Origin of the sequence: Benzoatithermus flavus, from assembly GCF_037908215.1 — a bacterium.
Classification (GTDB): Bacteria; Pseudomonadota; Alphaproteobacteria; order Geminicoccales; family Geminicoccaceae; genus Benzoatithermus; species Benzoatithermus flavus.
Genome location: NZ_JBBLZC010000001.1, coordinates 218733 through 238945 on the forward strand (window position 1 = coordinate 218733; position 20213 = coordinate 238945).

At 71.2% G+C, this 20213-nt stretch carries 18 protein-coding genes; 10 read left to right on the forward strand and 8 right to left on the reverse strand.

Going from position 1 to position 20213, the window contains the following annotated elements; all coding sequences use genetic code 11:
* Positions 1-25: 25 nt before the first annotated feature.
* Genes U1T56_RS00990 through zorA form a run of 4 tightly spaced genes read right to left on the reverse strand, consistent with a single transcriptional unit; the run spans position 26 to position 7559 of the window.
* On the reverse strand, positions 26-2887 hold the full coding sequence (locus tag U1T56_RS00990) for a DEAD/DEAH box helicase (protein ID WP_418157559.1): 2862 nt from the start codon (positions 2885-2887) through the stop codon (positions 26-28).
* Positions 2884-4317 (reverse strand): EH signature domain-containing protein, encoded by a 1434-nt coding sequence (locus U1T56_RS00995; protein ID WP_418157560.1) that lies wholly within the window; start codon positions 4315-4317, stop codon positions 2884-2886. Before U1T56_RS00995 ends, U1T56_RS00990 begins: the two co-directional genes overlap by 4 nt.
* Positions 4314-5252: a hypothetical protein gene (locus U1T56_RS01000; protein WP_418157561.1), complete on the reverse strand. Its 939-nt coding sequence runs from the start codon at positions 5250-5252 to the stop codon at positions 4314-4316. Before U1T56_RS01000 ends, U1T56_RS00995 begins: the two co-directional genes overlap by 4 nt.
* Before the next feature lie 15 nt (positions 5253-5267).
* Positions 5268-7559 (reverse strand): anti-phage ZorAB system protein ZorA, encoded by a 2292-nt coding sequence (zorA, locus tag U1T56_RS01005; RefSeq protein ID WP_418157562.1) that lies wholly within the window; start codon positions 7557-7559, stop codon positions 5268-5270.
* A 279-nt stretch (positions 7560-7838) separates the two neighbouring features.
* Between zorA and U1T56_RS01010 the strand changes: the two genes are divergently transcribed.
* Both U1T56_RS01010 and U1T56_RS01015 read left to right on the forward strand, forming a co-directional pair.
* Positions 7839-8798 carry a glycosyltransferase family 2 protein gene (locus U1T56_RS01010; protein WP_418157563.1) on the forward strand — a complete coding sequence of 320 codons (960 nt, stop codon included), beginning with the start codon at positions 7839-7841 and terminating at the stop codon, positions 8796-8798.
* 33 nt (positions 8799-8831) lie between these two features.
* Positions 8832-9758 carry an aminotransferase class IV gene (locus U1T56_RS01015; protein ID WP_418157564.1) on the forward strand — a complete coding sequence of 309 codons (927 nt, stop codon included), beginning with the start codon at positions 8832-8834 and terminating at the stop codon, positions 9756-9758.
* Here U1T56_RS01015 and U1T56_RS01020 read toward each other — a convergent pair.
* Genes U1T56_RS01020 through U1T56_RS01030 form a run of 3 tightly spaced genes read right to left on the reverse strand, consistent with a single transcriptional unit; the run spans position 9742 to position 11966 of the window.
* On the reverse strand, positions 9742-10269 hold the full coding sequence (locus U1T56_RS01020) for a Fur family transcriptional regulator (protein WP_418157565.1): 528 nt from the start codon (positions 10267-10269) through the stop codon (positions 9742-9744). The two genes, U1T56_RS01015 and U1T56_RS01020, sit on opposite strands and share 17 nt — an antisense overlap.
* Positions 10270-10323: 54 nt before the next feature.
* Entirely contained in the window at positions 10324-11124 is an 801-nt protein-coding gene (locus U1T56_RS01025; protein WP_418157566.1) for a metal ABC transporter permease, read from the reverse strand.
* The gene (locus tag U1T56_RS01030) at positions 11124-11966 is read right to left on the reverse strand and encodes an ATP-binding cassette domain-containing protein (protein ID WP_418157567.1); all 843 of its coding nucleotides are present in this window, start codon (positions 11964-11966) and stop codon (positions 11124-11126) included. The genes U1T56_RS01025 and U1T56_RS01030 overlap by 1 nt, the downstream gene beginning before the upstream one ends.
* A 64-nt stretch (positions 11967-12030) precedes the next feature.
* Between U1T56_RS01030 and U1T56_RS01035 the strand changes: the two genes are divergently transcribed.
* The 4 genes from U1T56_RS01035 (at position 12031) to msrA (ending at position 16075) form a co-directional block, all read left to right on the forward strand.
* Positions 12031-12993, forward strand: coding sequence for a zinc ABC transporter substrate-binding protein (locus tag U1T56_RS01035; RefSeq protein ID WP_418157568.1), 963 nt, complete (start codon positions 12031-12033; stop codon positions 12991-12993).
* A 268-nt stretch (positions 12994-13261) separates the two neighbouring features.
* Positions 13262-13960 carry a Crp/Fnr family transcriptional regulator gene (locus U1T56_RS01040; protein ID WP_418157569.1) on the forward strand — a complete coding sequence of 233 codons (699 nt, stop codon included), beginning with the start codon at positions 13262-13264 and terminating at the stop codon, positions 13958-13960.
* A 235-nt stretch (positions 13961-14195) separates the two neighbouring features.
* The gene (locus U1T56_RS01045) at positions 14196-15341 is read left to right on the forward strand and encodes a mitochondrial fission ELM1 family protein (RefSeq protein ID WP_418157570.1); all 1146 of its coding nucleotides are present in this window, start codon (positions 14196-14198) and stop codon (positions 15339-15341) included.
* A gap of 80 nt (positions 15342-15421) precedes the next feature.
* Complete coding sequence (gene msrA / locus U1T56_RS01050) at positions 15422-16075, forward strand: peptide-methionine (S)-S-oxide reductase MsrA (protein ID WP_418157571.1); 654 nt, start codon at positions 15422-15424, stop codon at positions 16073-16075.
* A 197-nt stretch (positions 16076-16272) separates the two neighbouring features.
* Here the strand turns inward: msrA and U1T56_RS01055 are convergent, their stop codons facing one another.
* Positions 16273-16914, reverse strand: a complete 642-nt coding sequence (locus tag U1T56_RS01055) for a helix-turn-helix transcriptional regulator (protein WP_418157572.1) — start codon at positions 16912-16914, stop codon at positions 16273-16275.
* Between the two features lie 128 nt (positions 16915-17042).
* On the opposite strand from U1T56_RS01055, the gene U1T56_RS01060 reads away from it, so the two are divergent.
* The 4 genes from U1T56_RS01060 to U1T56_RS01075 all read left to right on the forward strand — a co-directional run bounded on the left by U1T56_RS01060 (position 17043) and on the right by U1T56_RS01075 (position 20157).
* The gene (locus tag U1T56_RS01060) at positions 17043-17537 is read left to right on the forward strand and encodes a hypothetical protein (RefSeq protein WP_418157573.1); all 495 of its coding nucleotides are present in this window, start codon (positions 17043-17045) and stop codon (positions 17535-17537) included.
* Positions 17538-17601: 64 nt separating this feature from the next.
* A complete protein-coding gene (locus U1T56_RS01065; protein WP_418157574.1) occupies positions 17602-19101 on the forward strand; it encodes a portal protein in 1500 nt (499 codons plus the stop codon).
* A 7-nt stretch (positions 19102-19108) separates the two neighbouring features.
* The gene (locus U1T56_RS01070; protein WP_418157575.1) at positions 19109-19417 is read left to right on the forward strand and encodes a Bbp19 family protein; all 309 of its coding nucleotides are present in this window, start codon (positions 19109-19111) and stop codon (positions 19415-19417) included.
* Positions 19414-20157, forward strand: coding sequence for a capsid assembly protein (locus U1T56_RS01075; protein WP_418157576.1), 744 nt, complete (start codon positions 19414-19416; stop codon positions 20155-20157). Before U1T56_RS01070 ends, U1T56_RS01075 begins: the two co-directional genes overlap by 4 nt.
* Positions 20158-20213 lie beyond the last annotated feature (56 nt).

Here is a 20213-nt window from a genome sequence, read left to right on the forward strand (position 1 = left end):
GTTGCCCGCAGCTGCGGGCCGAGCCTCATGCAGCGTCGACGGTTCTGGCCAGCAACTCCTCGCGGTCGCGCTCGTCGGCAGCGGGCGGCAGGAGCGCCTCGCGCATCAGCCACCGTTTCCGCTCCAGGAGCGCGTGCAGGTTCTGGTCGAACGAGGGTCGGCCGTCGGGGCGGACCGCCAACGGCAGGTGAATCGTCACGGGGCGCGTCTGGCCGATCCTGAGCACCCGCCCGTTGCACTGATCCTCGACGGCAGGGTTCCACCAGCGGGACAGATGGACGACGTGGTTGGCGCGGGTCAGGGTGAGGCCGACGCCGCCGGCTCGCGGCGAGAGGATCATGACGTCGAAGCCGTCGGGGCCCGCCTGGAAGCGATCCACCCTCGCCTGGCGCGTACCGCCGCCGACGCCGCCGTTGATGATCATCGGCGGCGCCGGCAGATCGTAGCGGCGCTGGATCAGGCCGGCGAGTCTCGCCTGCAGGTCCAGGTCGTCCAGGAACACGAGGGCGCGCTCGCCGCGCGCGGCGATGGCATCCAGCGCCCGCATCGCCAGCACGAGGCGCGCGGAGGCGGCCACGAACGCCGCGTCGTCCACGGCCGCCTCGGGGTCCGGGTGCAGGCAGACGGCGCGCAGCTTCTGGAGCGCTTCGAGCACCGCGCCGCGCCGCGCCGCCGCCCGAGCCCCGTCCACGACCGCCGCATAGGCCGCTGCCTGGGCGGGCGGCATCGCCAGCTCGCTCACCGCGATTCTGCAGGCCGGAAGATCGGGCAGTTCGTCCTCCTTCAGGCGGCGCAGGAGCAAAGGCGGAATCCGACCGCGGCGCCGGTCGAGCCTGCTCTTGAGCCATTTCAGCCGCTCGGTGTCGGGCTCGCGCTCGTACGTGGCGCTGAAGCTCCTGAGGTCGCCGAGATGGGCCGGATGAACCGTGTCGACGATGCACCAGAGATCGGCCAGCCGGTTCTCGACCGGCGTGCCCGTCATCGCCACACAGAAGTCCGCGTTCATGGCCTTGGCGGCGTCGGTCAACCGCACCCCCGGCGTCTTGATCTTCTGCGCCTCGTCGAACAGCAGCACGCCGAACCGGACGGCGCCGAAATCCCGGTCGTAATCGCGCAAGGTCTCGTAGGTCGTGAGCACCCAGTCGGCCTCCGCGAGCGCCTTCGTGCTCAGACTCGGGCGATCGTCCTCTCCCCTCGCCCGGATCGCGGCGAGATGACGACCGTAAGCCGCGACACAGCGCCCGAGACCGGATGCGGCGAGGTGCCGGTCGTGCTCGGCGCGCCAGTTCTCGAGCAGGCCCGTCGGCGCCACGATCAGCAGCGGCATCCGCTCGATCTTGCCCGCCGTCATCGCTTCCCGCAGCCAGGCGAGGAAGGCCAGCCCCTGCAGGGTCTTGCCGAGCCCCATGTCGTCGGCGAGGAGCACACCCGGACGGCCGGCGGTATAGGCCTCCTGCAGCCAGCGCAGGCCCTCCCGCTGGTGGGCCTTGAGCGGGGTTCGCAGGCAGCGCGGGATGGAAGGCTCGGGTGCCGGGCGCAGCCGGAACTCGCCCGCGACCTCGACTTCCTCCTCGTTGGGGGCGATCAGGAGCACGGTGCGCTCGGGCCGCGGCGATGGCTGGCGCTCCCCGCGCGCAGCCGCGAGATCGCGGAACGCTGCGAGCGTGTCGCCGTTCGCCGGAACATGGACGGTCTCGCCGTCCACTTCATAAGGAACGCTCGGCCGGCCGGCGCCTATCGCGTCCTCCACCTGCTGCCGAAGCTCCTCCGCGGCCGCCGGGTCGAGCTCGATCCTGCGGTCGCCGACGACGAGGCCGCCCGGCTTCGGCGCCGGTCCGCCCGCCGTCCCGCCGGTCTCGGGCCCGAACCAGTCGGTGCCCGCCATCTGCACCCAGGGCAGCACGCGCGGCTGCCACAAGCCCAGCCCGAGCACGCGCGAGCCGTAGCTCGCCGTCTCGCGGAACACGCGCTCGAGCACCGCGCTCTCGACCTCATCGCCCAAGGCCTCGCGCAGGAAGGCGCGCGGTGCCTCGAGCAGGCGGCGCTTCTTCGCGAGCGGCGCTCCCTGCAGCCGGCGAACCTCGCCCAGCGCCCGCTGCAGCGGCGGCTCCAGGACGACGTACCAGCCGTCGCCCAGCGCATAGAGCGGGCGGACGCCCGTGAAGCGATTGAACTGATCGTCGCCGAAGATGCGCTGCTTCTCGGGCGGCAGCAGCGGCGCATCTTCCTCGGCGTCGGCCCGGTGCAGGATCGGCACGAGCCGTGCTGCGCGCCCCTCGCCCACGAGGTCGAGCGAGAACGCATCGGCGATAGCAATCGTGAGCGTGCCGAGAGCACCCTGCGCGCTGGCGGCACCCGTCGCCTGAGCCGGCGGCAGCGCCTCGCGCAGCGCGGCGAGGGTGCGCATCCGTTCGGCGAGGTCGTCCGCGGCCGTCGCCTGGAGGCGGTCCACGGCCTCGGCGATCGCGAGGAGGGTGTCGGGCAGGCGCCGCCATGCCTCGCCGATCCGCAGCCAGGCGCCGGTGCGCTCGGCGCCCACAATCGGCTGTCCGCTCGGCCGCTGCCAGCGCAGGCTCGCCGTGAAGTCGGGCCGGTTGATGACGCCTCTGGTCTCGATCACCGCTACCGCCTCGGCCAGAGGCGGCAGGCCGAGCAGCGCCGCCTCGCGGGCGGTGAGCCGGGCCACTGCCGCGTGCTCGAGGCGCGCCGTCGCGCCTTCGGCGACGGCACTTCCGGCCGCGGCCAGCCGCTGCACGAGATCGACGCCGGGCAGGAGAGCGGGCGGCGCCGCGACGGCCCAGAGGTCGGTCGGGACCGGTCCCGTGGGGCCGAGGAGCGCCAGCTCCGTCGCGGCCGGCGTCACGGTGAGGGCGAAGCGGTGGCTCATCGCGGCTGCCAGTCGGTGGGGGTGAGATGCAGGCCGGCGCGCTTGGCGAGCAGCTTGGCGGCACGTCCCTGCCATAGACCGCTCTCCGACCCGCGGTGGGTAAGGCCTTCCGGCTCGGGTGCATCCGGAAACGGCAGTCCCCGTACCACGAGCTCGTCACGGTCGTAGCCGGCACACCCGAGCTGGGGAGCCTGCCGCCAGTCGGCAGGCCACGCACGCAGCCGGCCGTTGTGGCTCCACTCGCAGAGCACGAGCGGCCCGATCCGCATCAGCAGGACGGCATGGTTCGGGTCGCTGCTGCCCGAAAGGCAGCCGTAAGCACTGCCGAGCGCCCGGATCGCACGAGCCGAAGCATGCACGTTGCGCCCGAGCACGAGCCAGGCATCGTCGATCGCCCCTTTCTGCAGGCAGGCCGACCAGAACGCCTCGCGGTAACGCCAGTGGCGATCGAGAGCGTGCTCGTCGATCAACCGGAAGAAGGTTTCCAGCGACGCGCGGGCGAGCCAGCCACGGACGAGCCGGACCACCTCCTCGCCGGCTGCCGTCCAGTTCTGCGGCTTGAGGCGCGGATCGCCCAGATGGTGCAGGAGGAATTCCTGCACCTCGTCCCGCAGTGCCGCGTCCGGAGCGGCGCCCCCGAGCCAGGCCGCGACCAGCCCGGCCGCCATCGGCCCCCGCTCCTCGGGGAAGCGGAGCCGGCTCGCGGGGGCGAGGAAGGCCTGGGCGCGGCGGAGAGCCGTGCCGGCCGGCCCCGGCGCCTGCCGCAGCAGCGGCGGAAGCGTGGCAAGCGCCGCCCGCTGCACGGCGAGCATGTAGGCACCGGTGGCGCGGGCCGGATCGGCGAAGCCGCAGCGCTCGAGGATCTCCCCGACCGCTTCCGGGCCACGCAGGAGCCGCTCCGCGAGCCGCTTCGGCCCATGCTCGGCATCGAACAGCCCGACGAGCGCCTGCGCCTCGCGCCAGTGGCCGAGCCTGCGGTCCACGCTCGCCGCGATCAGGCGGGCGAGCGCGGACCCGGTCTCGCGCAGGCCCGGCAGCTTCGGATCGAAGTCGCGGACCCAGGCCTCGGCGAGGTTGCGCAAGGTGCGTCCGTGCCCGGCCGCCTGCGCCAGCACCGCCGGCAGCAGCCCCGGAAAACCCGCGGCCGGCGGTTTGCCGGACCACAGGATCCAGGGTGCGTCGCGCAGGTCCCGCGGCTCGGGCGGAGCCGCCGGAGGGCCGGCCGCGAACAATGCTCGCAGCCGGGCGCGAAGGGCTTCCAGGTGTGCCTCCTGCGGTGGCCGCGGCGGGCGTTCCCCGGCCCCGAGCTTCTGCAGCATGGCTGCGGTGTGCGAGGTCCCGCTCGGGAACCATGCGCGCGGCAGGGCGCCGAGCGCTGCCTTCAGTGCCTCGATCGCCTCCCGCGTCTCGCTCGCCGGGTAGTCGCTCACCGCACGCCCTCGAGCACGCGGCGGATCTCCTCCTTGAGCCGGCGCACCTCCTCTGCGGTGCGCGAGGAGAGCACGAAGCGGATGTCGATCCGGCGGTTCCTCGCGAGATCCTCTTCGCCCTCGCCGAGCGCGTCCGGCAGCGGCCGGGTCTCGCCATAGCCGGAAACGCCGAGCAGGCGCTGGTCCTCGGGGTTGAGCAGCGCGAGGAGGCCCGGCTGCCGCTCGACCGCGGCGCGGTAGACGGTAAGCGCCCGCTCGGCCGAGAGCTGGTAGTTGTCGCGGAACTGCCGGCGATCGCTGATCGGCCGCTTGTCGGTGTGCCCCTCGACCAGGACCGCCTCGAGCACGGGGGCATCACCCTCGCCGCAGCCCGCAACCTCGGGCCCGTGCGCATAGCAGGGAAGAACCTCGGCGAACACGTCGGCCAGCACGTTCACCGTCTGCCGCGCCTCCGGCGTGAGCTCGGCGCTGCGGGTGGGAAAGCGCAGGTCGCGCTCGGCCAGGCGCAGCACGCCCGAGCGCTGGTCGACCTGCACCTGCACGCCGCGCTCGCGCAGCCGCCGCTCCAGGCCGTCGAGCATGTCGATGCGCGCGCGGTTGCGCTGCTCGAGATCGGCCTCGAGCAGATCGAGCGCCTTGAGCAGCGTCGCCCGCTGCACCTCGAGCTGGGCCGCGAGCCGGAGGCTTTCGGCCTTGCGCTCCTCGGCCTCGCGCAGAGCGCGCGCCGCCTCCTCCCGCTTCGCCTGCACTTCCGCCTGCGCAGCGCGCAGCTCGGCCCGCAGCCGCTCGACATCGTCCTCGGAGGAGCGGAAGTTGAGCGCGAACACGGTGAGCATCAGGAGAAAGACGAACAGCACCCCGACCATGAGGTCGCTGATCGAGGCGAAATAGCCCTCGCCGGCCTCGTCGGCTTCGGAGGCGCGTGCCTCGGCCATGATCCGGGGCTCCCCTTAGCGCGACCTGTGGGCAGGTGCCGGCAGCCGCTCGGTCAGGTCCTGAAGCGTCTCCTCCAGGTTCCTGATGGCAGCGTCCAGATGCGTGGCCGCCTGGGCCATGTCCTTGTTGGTCTGGTTCACAAACCGCCCCACTTCATCCGTGAAGCCCTTGAGGCCGTCCTTCAGCGCCATGACCGTATTGGCGAGCGCCGTGTCGATGCCGGCGAAGCGGCCGGCCGATTTTCCCATCTCGTCCGTGAGCCCCTTGACCCCGGCGAGGAGGCTTTCCACGCGGTGCGCCACCCCGCCCAGCCGCTCGGTGGCGTCCGCGGCACGCCGCCCGCTCTCCGCGAGCGGCTGCAGCGCTTCCCGCACCGCGGTACCGGCCGTGGCGAGATCGCGCGCCGTGCCGGCGAGCGGTGTCGCTGCGGCGAGCGCTGCCTGCTCCAGCGCCGTGAGCTGACGGGCGGCACCATCGATGGCGGCGGCAAGGCGCGTCGTCTGGCCGTCGAGCTGGCGGGCACCGGTATCGAGCACCCCGCCCGCCGCCACGATCCGGCCGGCCGCTTCGCTGCCGGCACCCCGCAGCGCCTGCCCGGCCTCCTCGCCCGCGCTGCGCAAGGATCCGGCAGCCTGGGCGAGGGCCTCGACGAAGCCGTCACCGGCCTCGGCGAGCGAGGCCTTCACGAGCCTGGCACCGTCGCTCGTGCCCTGGAGCAGGTCCGCGGTCGTAGCACCCAGGGCACCGCGCATCTCTCCCAGCATCGTCTGCAGCTCGCCGCGCAGGCTCTCCACCGCCTGCGCCAGCCGCCCTGCCGCTTCGTCGGCCCCGCGCTGCAGCGCTCCGCCGCTCTCGACGGCGGCGCGATCGAGCACCTCCGCCACCTGCCGGGCGGTCGCTTCGAGCGCTGCGGTCGCAGCGGCCATGCGCTCGGCCAGGAGATCGAGCGCCGCCGTGCCGGTCGCCCGGCTGGTCTCGGCGAGCCCGTTCAGCGTCGCCAGCATCGCCTCGAGCTGCCGTGCCAGCCGCGCCGAGCTCGCCTCGGCCTCGCTGCCCATCCGGTCGGCCATGGCGCGCGCCGCCTCGGCCAGCGTGGCGGAAACGCCCTGGGCGGCGGTCTCGAAGCCCACAGCGGCGGCCTCCATGCGCCGGGCCAGCTCGCGGGCGGCGTCCGCACCGGCGTCGCGGGTCTGCTCGGTCGCCTGGCGCAGCGTCTCGACGAGGTTCGCCATCTGGTCGGTGATCCGCCCGAGCGCGGCTTCCGCTCCCTCGCCCATGCGCCGCGCCATGGCATCGGCCGCTTCCGCCATCCGTTCCGCGGCACCGCCGAGACCGGCCTGCAGTCTCTCGAGGCCGGCGCCGAGCCCGGTCAGGCTCGCGGCCACCTTCTCCATGTGATCGCCCGTCCCGCCTTCGAGCCGGCCGACGAAGGCATCGATCATCTGCCGCATCGCCTCCTCGTTGCTGGTGCCGACCCTGTCGGCGAGCCGCTCCAGCACCTCGACCAGAGGACCGATATGCTCGCCCAGCCGCTGATCGAAGGCGGCGTCGACGGCGCTGCCGAGGCTCACGGCGAGATCGTTCGAGAAGCTTTCGAGCTGGGCCGTCTGGCGATCGAGGAACCGGATCGTCTCCTGCTGCAGCAGCGCGGGGGTGATCAGCGGTGCTCGCGCCTCGAGCGCCGCCGTGAACCCGTCGAGCGCCTTTTCGACGGCGTGCAGTCGGTACTTGCGCGCAAACGCGAACCCGATCGACGCGGCGAGTCCTATGAGCGACGTGACGAACTTGAAGGAGGCCGTATCGAGCAGCGTCTTGAGCGCGTCGTTGCGCTGGTCGGCGCCGGCAGCGACGAGGCCACCGGCCGAGTCCAGCGCCACCGCGAGGCCCAGGAAGGTGAACAGCAGACCGGCGCCTACCAGGAGATTCGGCAGAGCGGCATGGTAGCGCAGATCGATGTCGGCGCGACGACAGAGGTCGAGATTGAACCACGTGCTCGGTCGCACCGTGCTGTGCACGATCCGCCCCGGCTCGCGCGGGAGAAGAAGCGTCTCGGCATAGTCGCGCCAGGCGAGTCCCAGGAGCTCGTCCCGACCGAGCTCGTCGCGCAGCTCCTCGAAAGCGGCGGCGAACCCTGCGGCGTCGCCGCTGGCTTCGATCCGCTGTCGCTCGCGGTCGAGGGCGGACTTCAATGCCCGGGTGCGGCGGACGAGGTGTTGGCCCGATATCAGCGCCCAGAGGATCAGAGCGGCCGACACCGTGGCGATGGTCAGAGGATGCGAGACGATCGGGGCAAAGATTTGCAGCATAATGGCTTGGTATCTTCCAAATTCTAAGATTTCTTAGCGAAAGCCGCGTGCAGCAGGCAATTGGCGATATTGCAACCTGGGCGTGAGCGACGGCCCACGATGCGGGGAAACGCCTCTGCCCGCAGCGCTGGCCCCGTATGCAGCTCGCAAGGCGGTTCGCATCGCAATTTGCGGCGCGCGATCGTGCCGGCGGCCATCTCGACCGTGTGGCCACAACCTCTACGTTGGCTCGATCCGTGCAAGGATCCCGGCGAGCCAGCGCCAGAGGAGCCGCCCGCCGTGCCGAGCCCGATCCAGGTCAGCGTGATCGTTCCGACCCGCAACCAGCTCGGCCGGCTGGCCGAGACGCTCGCCGGCATCGTCGCGCAGCAGGTAAGGTTCGAGGCCATCGTGGTCGATCGCGGATCGACGGACGGAACCTGGGCATGGCTCGGCGAAATGGCGCGGACCCGGCCCTGGCTGCGGCCCGTTCGCCGCGATGGCGCCAGCCTGCCGGAAGCGTGCAACCGCGCGCTACGGGAAGCACGGGCACCGCTCGTGGCCTTTCTCGATCCCGAAGACGCCGCCTGGCGCCCCGGCAAGTTGAAGACCCAGCGCGCGGCGCATGCCGCCGATCCCGACCTCGTGCTCAGCTTCACCGATCAAGCGCTGGTCGATACACGAGGCGACGAGCACGGCGGCTGGCTCGAGCGCCATCCCTTCTTGGCGTGTCGCATCGAAGGGGGCCGGGGCGTGCGTCGGCTCGATGCCGGTGCCGTGGCGGCGCTTCTCGCCGAAGACGCGATCGGCATCTCGACCGTGATGGCGCGCCGGGAGGCGCTGCTGCGCGCCGGGGGCTTCGATCCGGCGCTCGGCGGAGCGAGCGCGTGGGATCTCTGGCTGAAGCTTGCCCGGCAGGGTGCGCTCGCCTGCACGACGCAGCGCCTCGTCGAGCGGATGCCGCACGCCCGGACCCTGGTCTCGCCCCATGCGATGGCCGAGATCATCCGGCGCCATGGCGCTGCCATCGGCGGCGGTCATGCTTTCGCGCTGCGGGCGGCGTACGGCCGGCTGGCTCTCCTGGAAGCGGCCGCAGCGCGCGCCGCCGGCCGGCCCGGGACGGCGTTTCTCGCCCGGCTACGAGCCTTGCGTCTGACCCTCTCGCTCGGGTCGCCCGCACCGCCGCCGACCTCGGCGCCTGCCTCGTCGGGCAGCGGGCGCGCTTCTGTGTGGCGTGACGTAGCACCGGGCCCGCTCTAGACTGCCGGCCGAGACCATGGGAGGCCGGGCACGATGCAGCAGCGCGCGAACGAACGGATCGCCTACTTCAACGGCGAGTACCTGCCGGAGAGCCGGGTGGTGCTGCCGTTCCGCGACCGCGGATTCCTCTACGGCGACGGGGTGTTCGACACGACGCGCACCTTCGGCCACCGCCTGTTCAAGGTGAAGGAGCATATCGACCGGCTCTACCGCTCGCTGCGCTATCTCCGGCTCGATCCGGGCCTGTCGCCAGCGGAGATGGCCGGGATCACCGAGGCGGTGCTCGAGCGCAACCGGCATCTGCTCGGGCCCGACGAAGATTATTGGGTGTCGCAGCGGGTGAGCCGCGGCCCGAGCCGGATCGACGGCGAGGAGCCCGTGCAGGCCGGCCCCACCGTGATCGTCGAGTGCACGCCCCTGCCGCTGCGCGAGCGCGCCGGCCTCTATCGCGACGGCATCCGGGTGGTGGTGCCCTCGAACCGGCGCACGCCGCCGGACGCACTGACCCCGCGGGCGAAGACCACGAACTATCTCAACATGATCGTGGCCGACCAGGAGGTGACGGCGCTCGATCCCGGTGCCTGGGCGGTGCTGCTCGACATGAACGGGAACCTCGCCGAGGGGCGCGGGAGCAACATCTTCCTCGTCCGCAAGGGCGAGCTTTTGACCCCAGGCTCCCGCTACGTGCTGCCCGGCATCAGCCGCGAGACCGTGATCGAGCTCGCGGCCGAGCTCGAGACCCCTTGCCGCGAAGCCGATCTCGACCTCTACGATGCCTACAATGCCGACGAGGCGTTCCTCACCTCGACGAGCCTGTGCATCTGCCCGGTGCGCAGCATCAACGGTGTCCGGATCGGCGGCGAAGCGGTGTTCGGGCCGGTGACCCGGCGGCTCGTCGACGCCTACGTCCGGCTCGTCGGCTGCGACTTCGTCGGGCAGTATCTCAGGCGTCTCGGCTGACCCGCCGGTCGGCCGGAGCGGCCTTGCCGCTGCAACGGGCGCACAAGCCCGCGAGCTCCACCGTCGCGGTCTCGAGCCGGAAACGGGCGCGCTCGACGCAGCGGGACAGGGTGGCGGCGAGCTCGGGATCGTGGAACTCGGCGGCGTCGCCGCAGGCGCTGCAGATCAGGAAATAGGCCTGGTGCGGCCGCGCCGGCGAGGAGCAGCCGACATAGGCGTTGAGCCGGTCGATCCGGTGCACGAGGCCCTCGCGGGCGAGGAACTCGAGCGCGCGGTAGACCGTGGGCGGGGCGACGCGGCCGCGCGTGCCGGCGAGCTGCTCCAGGATCTGATAGGCACCGACCGGAGCATGGCTCTGCCAGACGAGCTCCAGCACCTGCCGGCGCAGGTCGGTGAGCCGGACACCGCGGGCAGCGCAGACGTCGGCCGCCTGCTCGAGCGCCGTGGCGACGCAGCGCCCGTGGTCGTGAGAGTCCGGCGTGAACGGATCGAGAGCCGAACGGGCCGTCATGCCTCCTTCCTTTCCCGTGATGCCGGCCTAGCGGCGCAGGCGAGGCGCCGCCTGTCAACCCCGTTCGTGGCGCGTGCGGCCGAGCAGGCTCGTGGCCGCGAAGAGCAGGACGGCAGCGGCCACCATCGCCGGCCCGGTCGGCAGGTCGAGCTCGAGCGACGCGAGCAGGCCGCCGAGCACGGCGAGGCAGCCCAGCGTGGCGGCGAGGAGCGCCATCTGCTCGGGCGTGCGCGCGAGCTGCCGGGCCGCGGCGGCCGGAACGACGAGCAGCGAGACGATGAGCAGCATGCCCACGATCTTCATGCCGATGGCGATGAGGCCGGCGAGCATGAGCGTGAAGAGGAAGCGCACGCGCTCGACCGGAACCCCCTCCACGGCAGCGAGCTCGGGATGGACGGTGGCCGAGAGCAGGGGCCGCCAGATACGGGCGAGACCGATGCCGATGACGAGGAGAAGCCCTGCGATCAGCCCGAGATCGCCCGGCGAGGTGGCGAGCACGTCGCCGAACAGGAAGCTCGTCACGTCGAAGCGGATGCGATCCATCCGGCTCAGGACGAGGAGGCCGACCGCGAGCGCGCCATGGGCGAACATGCTGAGCAGCGTGTCGAGCGGTAGGAAGCGCCGGCGCTCGAGATGCAAGAGGCCTACGGCGAGAAGCCCGGTGAAGAGCGCGACGCCGATGAGGATATGGAGGTGGAGCAGGGTCGCGAACACCACGCCCAAAAGGGCCGTGTTGGCCAGCGCCTCGCCGAACACCGCCATCCGCCGCCAGACGACGAAGCTGCCGAGCGGACCCGCTACCAGCGCCACGCCGATCCCGGCGAGACCCGCGCGGAGGACGAAGTCGTCGAGCATCAGCGCTCCTCCACCCCGAGCCCGGCATCGTCGGCCTCGAGCGCGGTGTGGTGGTGATCGTGGCGCCCCTCGCAACGAGGGTCGGGCCGGTGCGCGTAGAGAGCCATCACGTCGCTCAGGCGCTGGCCGAACAGACGCTGGAACACGGGGTCGCCCGCGACCTCGAGCGGCCGGCCGGCGCAGCAGACATGGCCATCGAGGCAGACGACGCGGTCGGTACGCGCCATGACGAGATGGAGATCGTGGCTGACCAGGAGCACGCCGGCCCCGGTCTCGTCGCGGATGCGCCCCACGAGCTCGTAGAGCTCCATCTGGCCGGCGACGTCGACCCCGCTCATGGGCTCGTCCAGGATCAGGAGCTCGGGTGCTCGCAGGAGCGCTCGCGCCAGCACGACACGGCGCAGCTCCCCGCCGGAAAGGCCGGTCATGGGGCGGTCGAGCGCATCCCCCATGCCGACCCGATCCAGCACGGCCAGAAGCTCCGGTCGGGGTGCGCGGGCGCCGAGCGCGAGGAACCGGCCGACGGTGAGCGGCAGCACGGGGTCGCACGAGAGCGTTTGCGGCGAGTAGCCGACCCGCAAGCCCGGCCGGCGCAGGACACGGCCGGCCTGTGGCGTCGCGATGCCGAGCAGGACGCGGACCAAGGTGGACTTGCCGGCGCCGTTGGGGCCGATCAGCGTCACGATCTCGCCGGGCCGCACTGCGAGATCGACCTCGTCGAGGACGACGAGGTCTCCGCGGCGCACCGTGACCCCTGTGGCCTCGACCAGGGCGTCCCGAGGACGAGACCGATCGGCGGATCGGGCGAGAGGCGCGCGGAAGGGCGAGGTGGCTTGCAGCATGCTCGTTATACTATAACATAACGTTCCGAAGCGGCATCTAGCACATCTCGAGGATGAAAAGCCAGTGCGTGCGCGTCTCGTTCCCACGATGCTCCTCGGCACCCTGCTCGCATGGGGCTGTCCCGTCGGGGCGGCGAAAGCCGGCCAGAGGGAAGCGCCCAAGGTGGTCGCGACCATCCTGCCGATCCATGCCTTGGTCGCGACCGTGATGCAGGGTGCCGGCGAGCCGGTGCTGCTCGTGCACGGGAACGTCTCGCCGCACGACTACCAGCTCAAGCCTTCGGATGCGCGCGCGCTACAGGAAGCGGACGTGGTGGTCCGGGTAGGCCCGAGGCTCGAAGCCTTTCTCGAGCGGGGGCTGGACGGCCTCGCGCGCAAGGCGCGGGTCGTGACGCTCATGGAAGCACCCGGCGTCAGGCTCCTGCCGGCGCGGGAAGGCGGGGTGTGGGAGCCGCACGAGCACGAGGATGCCGAGACTGCAGGGCACGCGGACCACGGCGAGGGGATGGACCCTCACATCTGGCTCGATCCCGCGAACGCCGAAGCCATGGTCCGTGCCATTGCCGCGGTGCTGGGCGAGGTCGACCTGGAGCGAGCCGCCCTCTATGCCACGAATGCGGAGCGGGCCACGGGCGAGCTAGCGGCACTGGACCAGGAGCTCCGGTCGGCGCTGGCGCCGGTGCGCGGCAAGCCTTTCATCGTGTTCCACGACGCCTACCAGTATCTCGAGCGCGCCTACGATCTCACGGCGGCAGGCTCGATCACCGTGAGCCCGGACCAGCCGCCCGGTGCCCGCCGTCTGGCCGAGCTGCGCCGGAAAATCGAGGAGAGCGGTGCGGTCTGCGTGTTCGGCGAGGCCAGGACCCCCTCCCCGCTGGTCGCGACCCTCGCCCAGGGCCGGAACGTGGGGACGGGGGAGCTCGACCCCGAGGGTATCGCGGGCATCGACCCCGGACCGGAAGCCTATGCCCGCTTGATGCGGCGGAACGTCGATACCCTGGTCCGGTGCCTCTCGGCAGGAAGCTGAACGGGCGATCCCACGACAAAACGGCCCGGGACTGGAAGGACCCGGGCCGAAGGAACGAGGAACTGGGAGGCGAGATCTCTTCTAATCGCAAGGGCCGGTCCGGTTCTGTGCGCTCGGTCACAAGCGTGCGCAAAAAGGCGTCGTACGGCCCTCCCCTGCGGGCACGCATGTCGAGCGGTGTTGAAACCAAGTAGGCGATGGGTTCTCATCACACTGCACAGCCGTGGTCGGCCGCCGACCCGGCCCAAAACGAACAGCGAACGTGCCCATGGAACCCGGACGCCCTCACCCGCTCGCCACGGTCGATCTCTTCCGCGGGCTCGACACGGCTCAGCTCCAAGAGCTCGAGCGCTACACGCGCACGCGCGCGTTCAAGGCGGGCCAGACCGTCGTCGAGTATCAGGACGACTCCCACGACGTGTTCTTCATCCTCTCCGGCAAGCTCAAGGTGACGATCTTCTCCGAGGCTGGCCGCGAGATCGCCTTTCGCGAGCTGACGGCCGGACAGAGCTTCGGCGAGCTTTCGGCGATCGACGGCCAGCCGCGCTCGGCCAACGTGATAGCGCTCACCGACGCCACGGTCGTGCTCATGACCGCGTCCGACTTCATGGCGGCCCTCAAGCGCCACCCCGATATCGCGATCGCCGTCCTCAAGAAGCTGACCCTCCTCGTCCGAGCACTCTCGGAACGGGTGCACGAGTTCGCAGAGAAGGTGGAGGTCCGGATCTGCCACGAGCTCCTGCGCCTCGCGCGCGATGCCATGCTGGGAACCAACGCTGCCCGCCTACGCCCCGCTCCCAAGCACGCCGAGATCGCGAGCCGGGTGAACACGCACCGCGAGGCGGTGTCGCGGCTCTTCAGCAAGCTGGCACGGCAGGGCATCGTCCAGCGTGGCCAGGGCGAGCTCGTGATCCGGGACGTGCAGGCCCTCGCGGCCTATGCGCGCCAGCTCCACAGCCACGGCTGAGGCGGCGATCACCCGAGGAAAGAGCGCCCCATGCATCGCCGGCCCCTTCTGGTTCTCTCGCTCCTGGCCGTTTTGCCGAGCATCCTCATCAGTTGCGGGAGCGGCAGGATCAGGCTCGGCGCCGTGGCCGCGGCCCAGCCGCCGGCAGCACCGATTGCGCCGGTCGCCACCGCCCTCTATGACGGCCCTGCCTTGCCGGATCGCGCATGCGCGCCGGTCGGTTGGAGCCGCTTGGATGGATGCTTCGGTCCGAGATCGCCGGGAGCCCGCTGCCCTTAGGTCCGAGACACCCCGGACCTGGCTTCTGCTCGGCCACAAGCAGGGCGACAACGGCCAGGTTCTGGCGCTGGCCGAAGCGCTCGGCTGGCCGTTCGAGATCAAGCGGATCGTCTATCGGCCCTGGGAGCTCGTGACCAACCGGCTCGTGGGCGTGACGCTTCTCGGCATCGACCGCAGGCGCTCGAGCCCGCTCGAGCCGCCCTGGCCCGAGCTCGTGATCACCGCCGGCCGGCGCAACGAGCCCGTGGCGCGGTGGATCCAGGCCCGCGCAGGCGGGCGGGGGCGGGTCAGGCTCGTCCATGTCGGCCGTCCCTGGGCGTCCACGGACGTGTTCGATCTCATCGTCACCACGCCGCAATACGCGCTGCCGGGGCGGCCCAACATCCTCCACAACGAGGCGCCGATGCATCGGGTGGCACCCGAACGGCTCGTGGCGGAGGGGGCCAAGTGGGCGCCGCGGCTCGTGCATCTGCCACGGCCGTGGACCGCGGTGCTGCTGGGCGGGCACATACCGCCCTATACGTTCGATCGCGAGGCCGGAACGGCGCTCGGCCGGCTGCTCGCGGCCACGGCCCGGCGGGACGGCGGCTCGCTCCTGATCTCCACGAGCGCCCGCACGCCGGCGAAGGTGGTGGACGCCCTCGCGGCCGAGCTCGACGTGCCGCATCTTCTCTATCGCTGGCGCCGCGACGATCCGGACAATCCCTATTTCGGCTTTCTCGCACTCGCGGAGCGGATCGTCGTCACCAGCGACAGCATGTCGATGCTGATCGAGGCGGTGGCGAGCGGGAAGCCGGTCTTCATCTTCGATCTCGCGACCGGGCCGGGCTCGATGCGGCCCGCAACCGACCGGGACGAGCGTCCGCCGACGCGGCGCCGGCTGCGGCAGACCCTCTCGCTGCGCTCGATCGCGTTCCATCTCGGGCGCTGGCTGGGCCCGCGCCAGCTCCTGCGCGACGTCGGCGCCATTCACCGCGCCCAGGTCGCCGCCGGCCGCGCGGTCTGGCTCGGCCAGCCCTGGCCGGAGACCCGCCGCGTCGAGCCGCTCGAGGACACGCAGCGCGCCGCGGACCGGGTGCGCGCCCTGTTCCGGCGGCCTTGAACGGCCGGGGGTCTTGCCGGCCGGCTGCTGCGAGCAGACATCTCCTGCGAGCGGGCGAGGTCCCGCGGCGGAGAGGATGAATGTGGATCACCGCGCGCAAGCCTCTGACGATACCGACTCCCGAGGAAGCGCTGCCGGGCCGCGACCGGCCGGCCTTCGCTCTGGCCGAGCGCCATTTCGTCAATGGCCGGCCGCTGCTGCCGCCTTATCCGGAGGGCATGGAGCTCGCCCTGTTCGGCCTGGGCTGCTTCTGGGGGGCGGAGCGGCGCTTCTGGCAGCAGCCCGGCGTGTGGGTGACGGCGGTGGGCTATGCCGGCGGACACACGCCGAATCCGACCTACGAGGAGGTCTGCACCGGCCACACCGGGCACGCCGAGGTCGTGCGCGTCGTGTTCGATCCCGAGGCGGTGAGCTACGAGCAGCTCTTGAAGCTGTTCTGGGAGAGCCACGACCCGACCCAGGGCATGCGGCAGGGCAACGACGTCGGCACGCAGTACCGGTCGGTCATCTACACCTACTCACCGGAGCAGGCGGCGGCGGCCGAGGCGTCGCGCGATGCCTACCAAGCGGTGCTGCAGCGGGCCGGCTACGGGGCTGTCACGACGGAGGTAGCAGCCGCACCTGCGTTCTACTTCGCCGAGAATTATCACCAGCAGTACCTCGCGAAGAACCCGCTCGGCTATTGCGGCCTGGGTGGTACCGGGGTGAGCTGCCCGATCGGCCTGCCGGCGTGACCGGCCTGCGAACGTCGGCGCACGTTCACGCTTTGTTAAGGGGCCGCCGTTAGAGTGGGCTCATGCTTGGCACACGGACCGGTCGATCCCTTCCTCGGCACACGATCGAGCGGATCCAGGCGCCAGGCTTGTCCTCCCTGACGTTGTGATGCCTCCCTGTGCTCGGGCCGCCGGCGAACCGGCGGCCCTCTTTCTGTCTACTGGCTGATCCAGAGCACGCGGGCGAGCCAGGCGACGTCGCCGGCATCGAGCGTGCGCTCCTCGCCGGCCTGGGCGAGGTGGCCGAGCGAGATCCGCTGTGCCGTCCGGCGCAGGAGGACGCCGAGCTCGACCTGCCCATCCTTGTGCCGTACGAGCACGCGATCGTTGCGGCGCACGCTGCTTTTGGGCGAGACGATGAGCATGTCGCCGGCCCGGAGCACGGGCGGTATCACGTCCCGGTCGAGCTCGATCGCATAGGCACTGTCGTCGCTGATGCCGGGGAACTCGATGTCCTCCCAAGGGCCGGGCTGCGGGAAGCCCGCCGCATCGAAGGCTCCCGCCTCGCGCTCCATCTGGGTCAGGCTCAAGCAGCGTATCCGCCGGGCCGGCGCCGTCGCGCTGCCGGCACCGTCCTCGAGCAGGCTCACGAAGTCGGCCATCGAGGTGGTGGTCGCCTCGAGGATCTTGGAGAGGCTCTCCGTGCTCGGCCAGCGGGGTTTGCCCTGCTTGGTGACGCGCTTGCTCTTGTTGAAGGTCGTCGGATCGAGGCCGGCTCGCTTGGCGAGGCCCGAGGCCGAGAGCCGGTTCCGCTCGGCGAGCAGGTCGATGCCCCGCCAGATCGCCTTGTGAGTCAGCATCTGAGCGATGCTCCCGCAGTGTTCTTGCCCCGTAGGAACAGTATCTTGACGTTTTTGGTCGCTGTCATTAGGGATATAGTCCGATGATGCTGCAAGTCTTCAGAGAATCTGCGGGGAAGTAGGAACATATGGCAAGACACGAGCAACGACACCCGGATAGGCTCGGCACCGACGGCGACGTGCCTGCGCCGCGCGCCATCGTCGTGTTCGAGGACCGAGCCGACAAGTCCGCGCTTCGGCTGCTCCGACCCGGCTTCCGGCACTGCTTCTGCCTCGTCGGCGCAGGGCGCACCTGGACGATCTGCGACCCCTTGAAGACACGGATCGAGATCGTGCCGCTCTTCGGCCCGAGCGAGGACGAGCTGGTCCGGCATTACGTCGGCACTGGCCGCAGCGTCCTCGTAGGCCGCATCGCCGCGACGACGGCGCCGTCCTGGAACCTGCGGCCCATGAGCTGCGTCGAGACCGTCAAGCGCGTGCTTCGTCTCCATGCACCTTGGGTGTTCACGCCAGCGCAGCTTTATCGAGCGCTCCTGCATCCGACGCGGCCGGGCGCCGGCTTCGCCGCCCGGCCGACCGGCGAGCGGCGCGTATCGTGTCCCCTTGACGGCGGCATTTTATAGGAATATTTTCTCAACATCCGACGCGCCGTCGCCACGGCGACGGATGCAGCACCGGGAGTTCCTGATGACCGGCCTTTCGCCAGAACTCGTTCGCAAGGGGTTCGAGCGCGCCCGCGAACGACGGCAGCCCTGGGAGCCCTTGTGGCGCGAGTGCTATGCCTTCGCCCAGCCGCAGCGCGGCCTCGGGCTCGGCGCCGAGTTCGGCCCGGCGCGGCGCTACAACGAGAGCCTGTTCGACGGGACCGCACCCGACGCGGTCGAGCAGCTCGCAGCGAGCCTGCTCGCCGAGCTGACGCCGCCCTGGTCGCAGTGGTTCGGCTTCAGGCCCGGCCACGACGTCCCGGTCGAGGATCGGCTGGCCCTCTCGGGCTGGCTCGAGGAGATGGCCGCCCGCGTGCGCGGGCATTTCGACCGGTCGAACTTCGCGGTCGAGATCCATCAGTGCTTCCTCGACCTCGTCACGGTCGGCACCGCCACCCTCCTGTTCCAGGAAGCCCCGCTGGGGGAGGCTTCGGCCTTTCGCTTCACGGCCGTGCCGGCAGCCGAGATCTACGTCGACGGCGACCAGAACGGCCAGATCCGCCAGATCTACCGGGTGAGCTCCCTCACCCCGGCCTCGCTCAAGAGCCGCTATCCGGATGCGAAACTGCCTTCCTGGCTCGCCGCGGAAGGCGAATGCCGGCCCGAGCAGCGGCTCGAGGTGATCGAGATGGTCACGGCCCAATCGCCGGGGCACGCCTACGTCGCCGTCCTGAAGCACCCCTCGGGCGAGGCCACCAAGGACCACCTGCTCGCGGAAGGCTCGTTCGAGCACTCGCCGTTCCTGACCTTCCGCTGGATCAAGGGGGCGGGCGAGCTCTACGGCCGCTCGCCGGTGATGACGGCACTGCCCGACATCAAGACGGCGAACAAGGTCGTCGAGCTGATCCTCAAGAACGCCTCGATCGCGGTCACCGGCATCTGGCTCGCCGACGACGACGGTGTCTTGAACCCGGCCAACATCCGCCTCGTGCCGGGGAGCATCATCCCGAAGGCGGTGGGCTCGGCCGGCCTCACCCCGCTGCAGGCCCCCGGCCGCTTCGACGTCTCGCAGCTCGTCCTCGACGATCTGCGCGCCCGGATCCGCCACACGCTGCTCACCGACCGGCTGGGACCCGTGGCCGACCGGACCATGACCGCCACCGAGGTGCTGGAGCGCTCGACCGAGATGACCCGGCTCCTGGGCGCCATCTTCGGCCGGCTGCAGGCGGAGCTCTTGAACCCGCTCCTCGAGCGGGCGGTGGCAATCCTACGCCGGCGCGGCGAGCTGCCGGGCCTCGTTCTCGACGGCCGCACCGTCGAGCTGCAGGCAAGGGCACCTCTGGCCCGCGCCCAGGCGCGCGAGGACGTGACCAACGTGCTGCTCTGGCTCGATGCCCTCGCCAAGCTGGGGCCGGGTGCCGCCCAGTCCGTCGACGTCGCGGCCACGGCGCGCTGGCTGGGCGCTCATCTCGGCGTGCCGGACGAGCTCGTCGTCGAGAGCCCGACCATCGGCTCGCTCGCAGCCGCCCTCGCCGGCCGGTAGGTGCGGCATGGCGGCACCCGAACATCTTTCCGGCTGGGCCTGGCTCGATGCGCCTGCGCAAGGAGCGCCGGACCTGCCCGAGGAAGCCTGCCGCAGCGCCGCTGCCTGTCTCGGCAGCGCCCACGGCCAGGTCCTTCTCCGCCACCTCAGGCTCCTGTTCCTGGACCGACGGGTCCCCCCCACCGCATCCGACGCCGAGCTGCGTCATGTGGAAGGGCAGCGGTCGGTGGTGAGCCACCTGCTGCAGCTCCTCGAGCGCGGGCAGGCCGGCCCGGTCCCGCCTTCGATCCACGACCTCAAGGAAAGCCCGCGATGACCGATCCAGTGAGCGATGCCGCAACGAGTGGTGATATCCCGGAGAGCGGGACGTCTTCACCGGCCGAGCGCCCGGCCTGGATTCCCGAGAAGTTCTGGGATGCGCAGCAGGGCCTCGTCCGCCTGGAGGATCTTGCCAGATCCTACCTCGAGCTCGAGCGCAAGCTCGGCAGCCGGCATCCGGAGCCCGATCCGGCTCCTGCCGCCGAGGAGAATCCTCCGGCAGCGGCAGCGCCGCAGCCGGCCGCAGGCTACAGGATCGAGACCCGCCATCCTCTGCTCCAGCAGGACGCCGAGCTCGACGCCAGGCTGCTCGCAGCCGGCTTCTCCGAGCCGCAGGCGCAGCTCGTCTACGATCTCGCGGCCGAGCGCCTCCTGCCGATGATCGAGGAGGCCTTGGGCGAGATCGAGGCGCAGCAGCAGCTCGAGCGGCTGCAGCGCCATTTCGGCGGCCCCGAGAGCTGGCGGCACACGGCACGCCAGCTCAAGAGCTGGGGCGAAGCCCATCTCGCTCCCGAGGTCTATGCGACGCTCGCCGCGAGCTACGAGGGGGTCCTCGCCATGCATCAGATGATGCGCGCGAACGAGCCCGAGCTGCTCGGCGGCGGCGAGGCGCCGCTGGCCGAGATCACCGAGGACACGCTCGTCCAGATGATGCGCGACCCCCGCTACTGGCGGCAGCGCGATCCCGAGTTCGTCGCCCGCGTCACAGCCGGCTTCAAGAAGCTCTACGCCGGCTGACGCGAGCCCCCGTCGGTCCGCGGACAACCGTCCGTCCGCCGCAGCGGCCCGCAGCA

What these genes read in the sequence shown, in the direction of transcription:
- U1T56_RS01025 (WP_418157566.1), bottom strand. Translation starts at nt 11,124, where the DNA reads ATGCTCGACGACTTCGTCCTCCGCGCGGGTCTCGCCGGGATCGGCGTG.
- U1T56_RS00990 (WP_418157559.1), bottom strand. Translation starts at nt 2,887, where the DNA reads ATGAGCCACCGCTTCGCCCTCACCGTGACGCCGGCCGCGACGGAGCTG.
- U1T56_RS01065 (WP_418157574.1), top strand. Translation starts at nt 17,602, where the DNA reads ATGACCGGCCTTTCGCCAGAACTCGTTCGCAAGGGGTTCGAGCGCGCC.
- U1T56_RS01060 (WP_418157573.1), top strand. Translation starts at nt 17,043, where the DNA reads ATGGCAAGACACGAGCAACGACACCCGGATAGGCTCGGCACCGACGGC.
- U1T56_RS01040 (WP_418157569.1), top strand. Translation starts at nt 13,262, where the DNA reads ATGGAACCCGGACGCCCTCACCCGCTCGCCACGGTCGATCTCTTCCGC.
- U1T56_RS01055 (WP_418157572.1), bottom strand. Translation starts at nt 16,914, where the DNA reads ATGCTGACTCACAAGGCGATCTGGCGGGGCATCGACCTGCTCGCCGAG.
- U1T56_RS01015 (WP_418157564.1), top strand. Translation starts at nt 8,832, where the DNA reads ATGCAGCAGCGCGCGAACGAACGGATCGCCTACTTCAACGGCGAGTAC.
- U1T56_RS01020 (WP_418157565.1), bottom strand. Translation starts at nt 10,269, where the DNA reads ATGACGGCCCGTTCGGCTCTCGATCCGTTCACGCCGGACTCTCACGAC.
- U1T56_RS01075 (WP_418157576.1), top strand. Translation starts at nt 19,414, where the DNA reads ATGACCGATCCAGTGAGCGATGCCGCAACGAGTGGTGATATCCCGGAG.
- U1T56_RS01070 (WP_418157575.1), top strand. Translation starts at nt 19,109, where the DNA reads ATGGCGGCACCCGAACATCTTTCCGGCTGGGCCTGGCTCGATGCGCCT.
- U1T56_RS01045 (WP_418157570.1), top strand. Translation starts at nt 14,196, where the DNA reads ATGGATGCTTCGGTCCGAGATCGCCGGGAGCCCGCTGCCCTTAGGTCC.
- U1T56_RS01000 (WP_418157561.1), bottom strand. Translation starts at nt 5,252, where the DNA reads ATGGCCGAGGCACGCGCCTCCGAAGCCGACGAGGCCGGCGAGGGCTAT.
- U1T56_RS01030 (WP_418157567.1), bottom strand. Translation starts at nt 11,966, where the DNA reads ATGCTGCAAGCCACCTCGCCCTTCCGCGCGCCTCTCGCCCGATCCGCC.
- zorA (WP_418157562.1), bottom strand. Translation starts at nt 7,559, where the DNA reads ATGCTGCAAATCTTTGCCCCGATCGTCTCGCATCCTCTGACCATCGCC.
- msrA (WP_418157571.1), top strand. Translation starts at nt 15,422, where the DNA reads ATGTGGATCACCGCGCGCAAGCCTCTGACGATACCGACTCCCGAGGAA.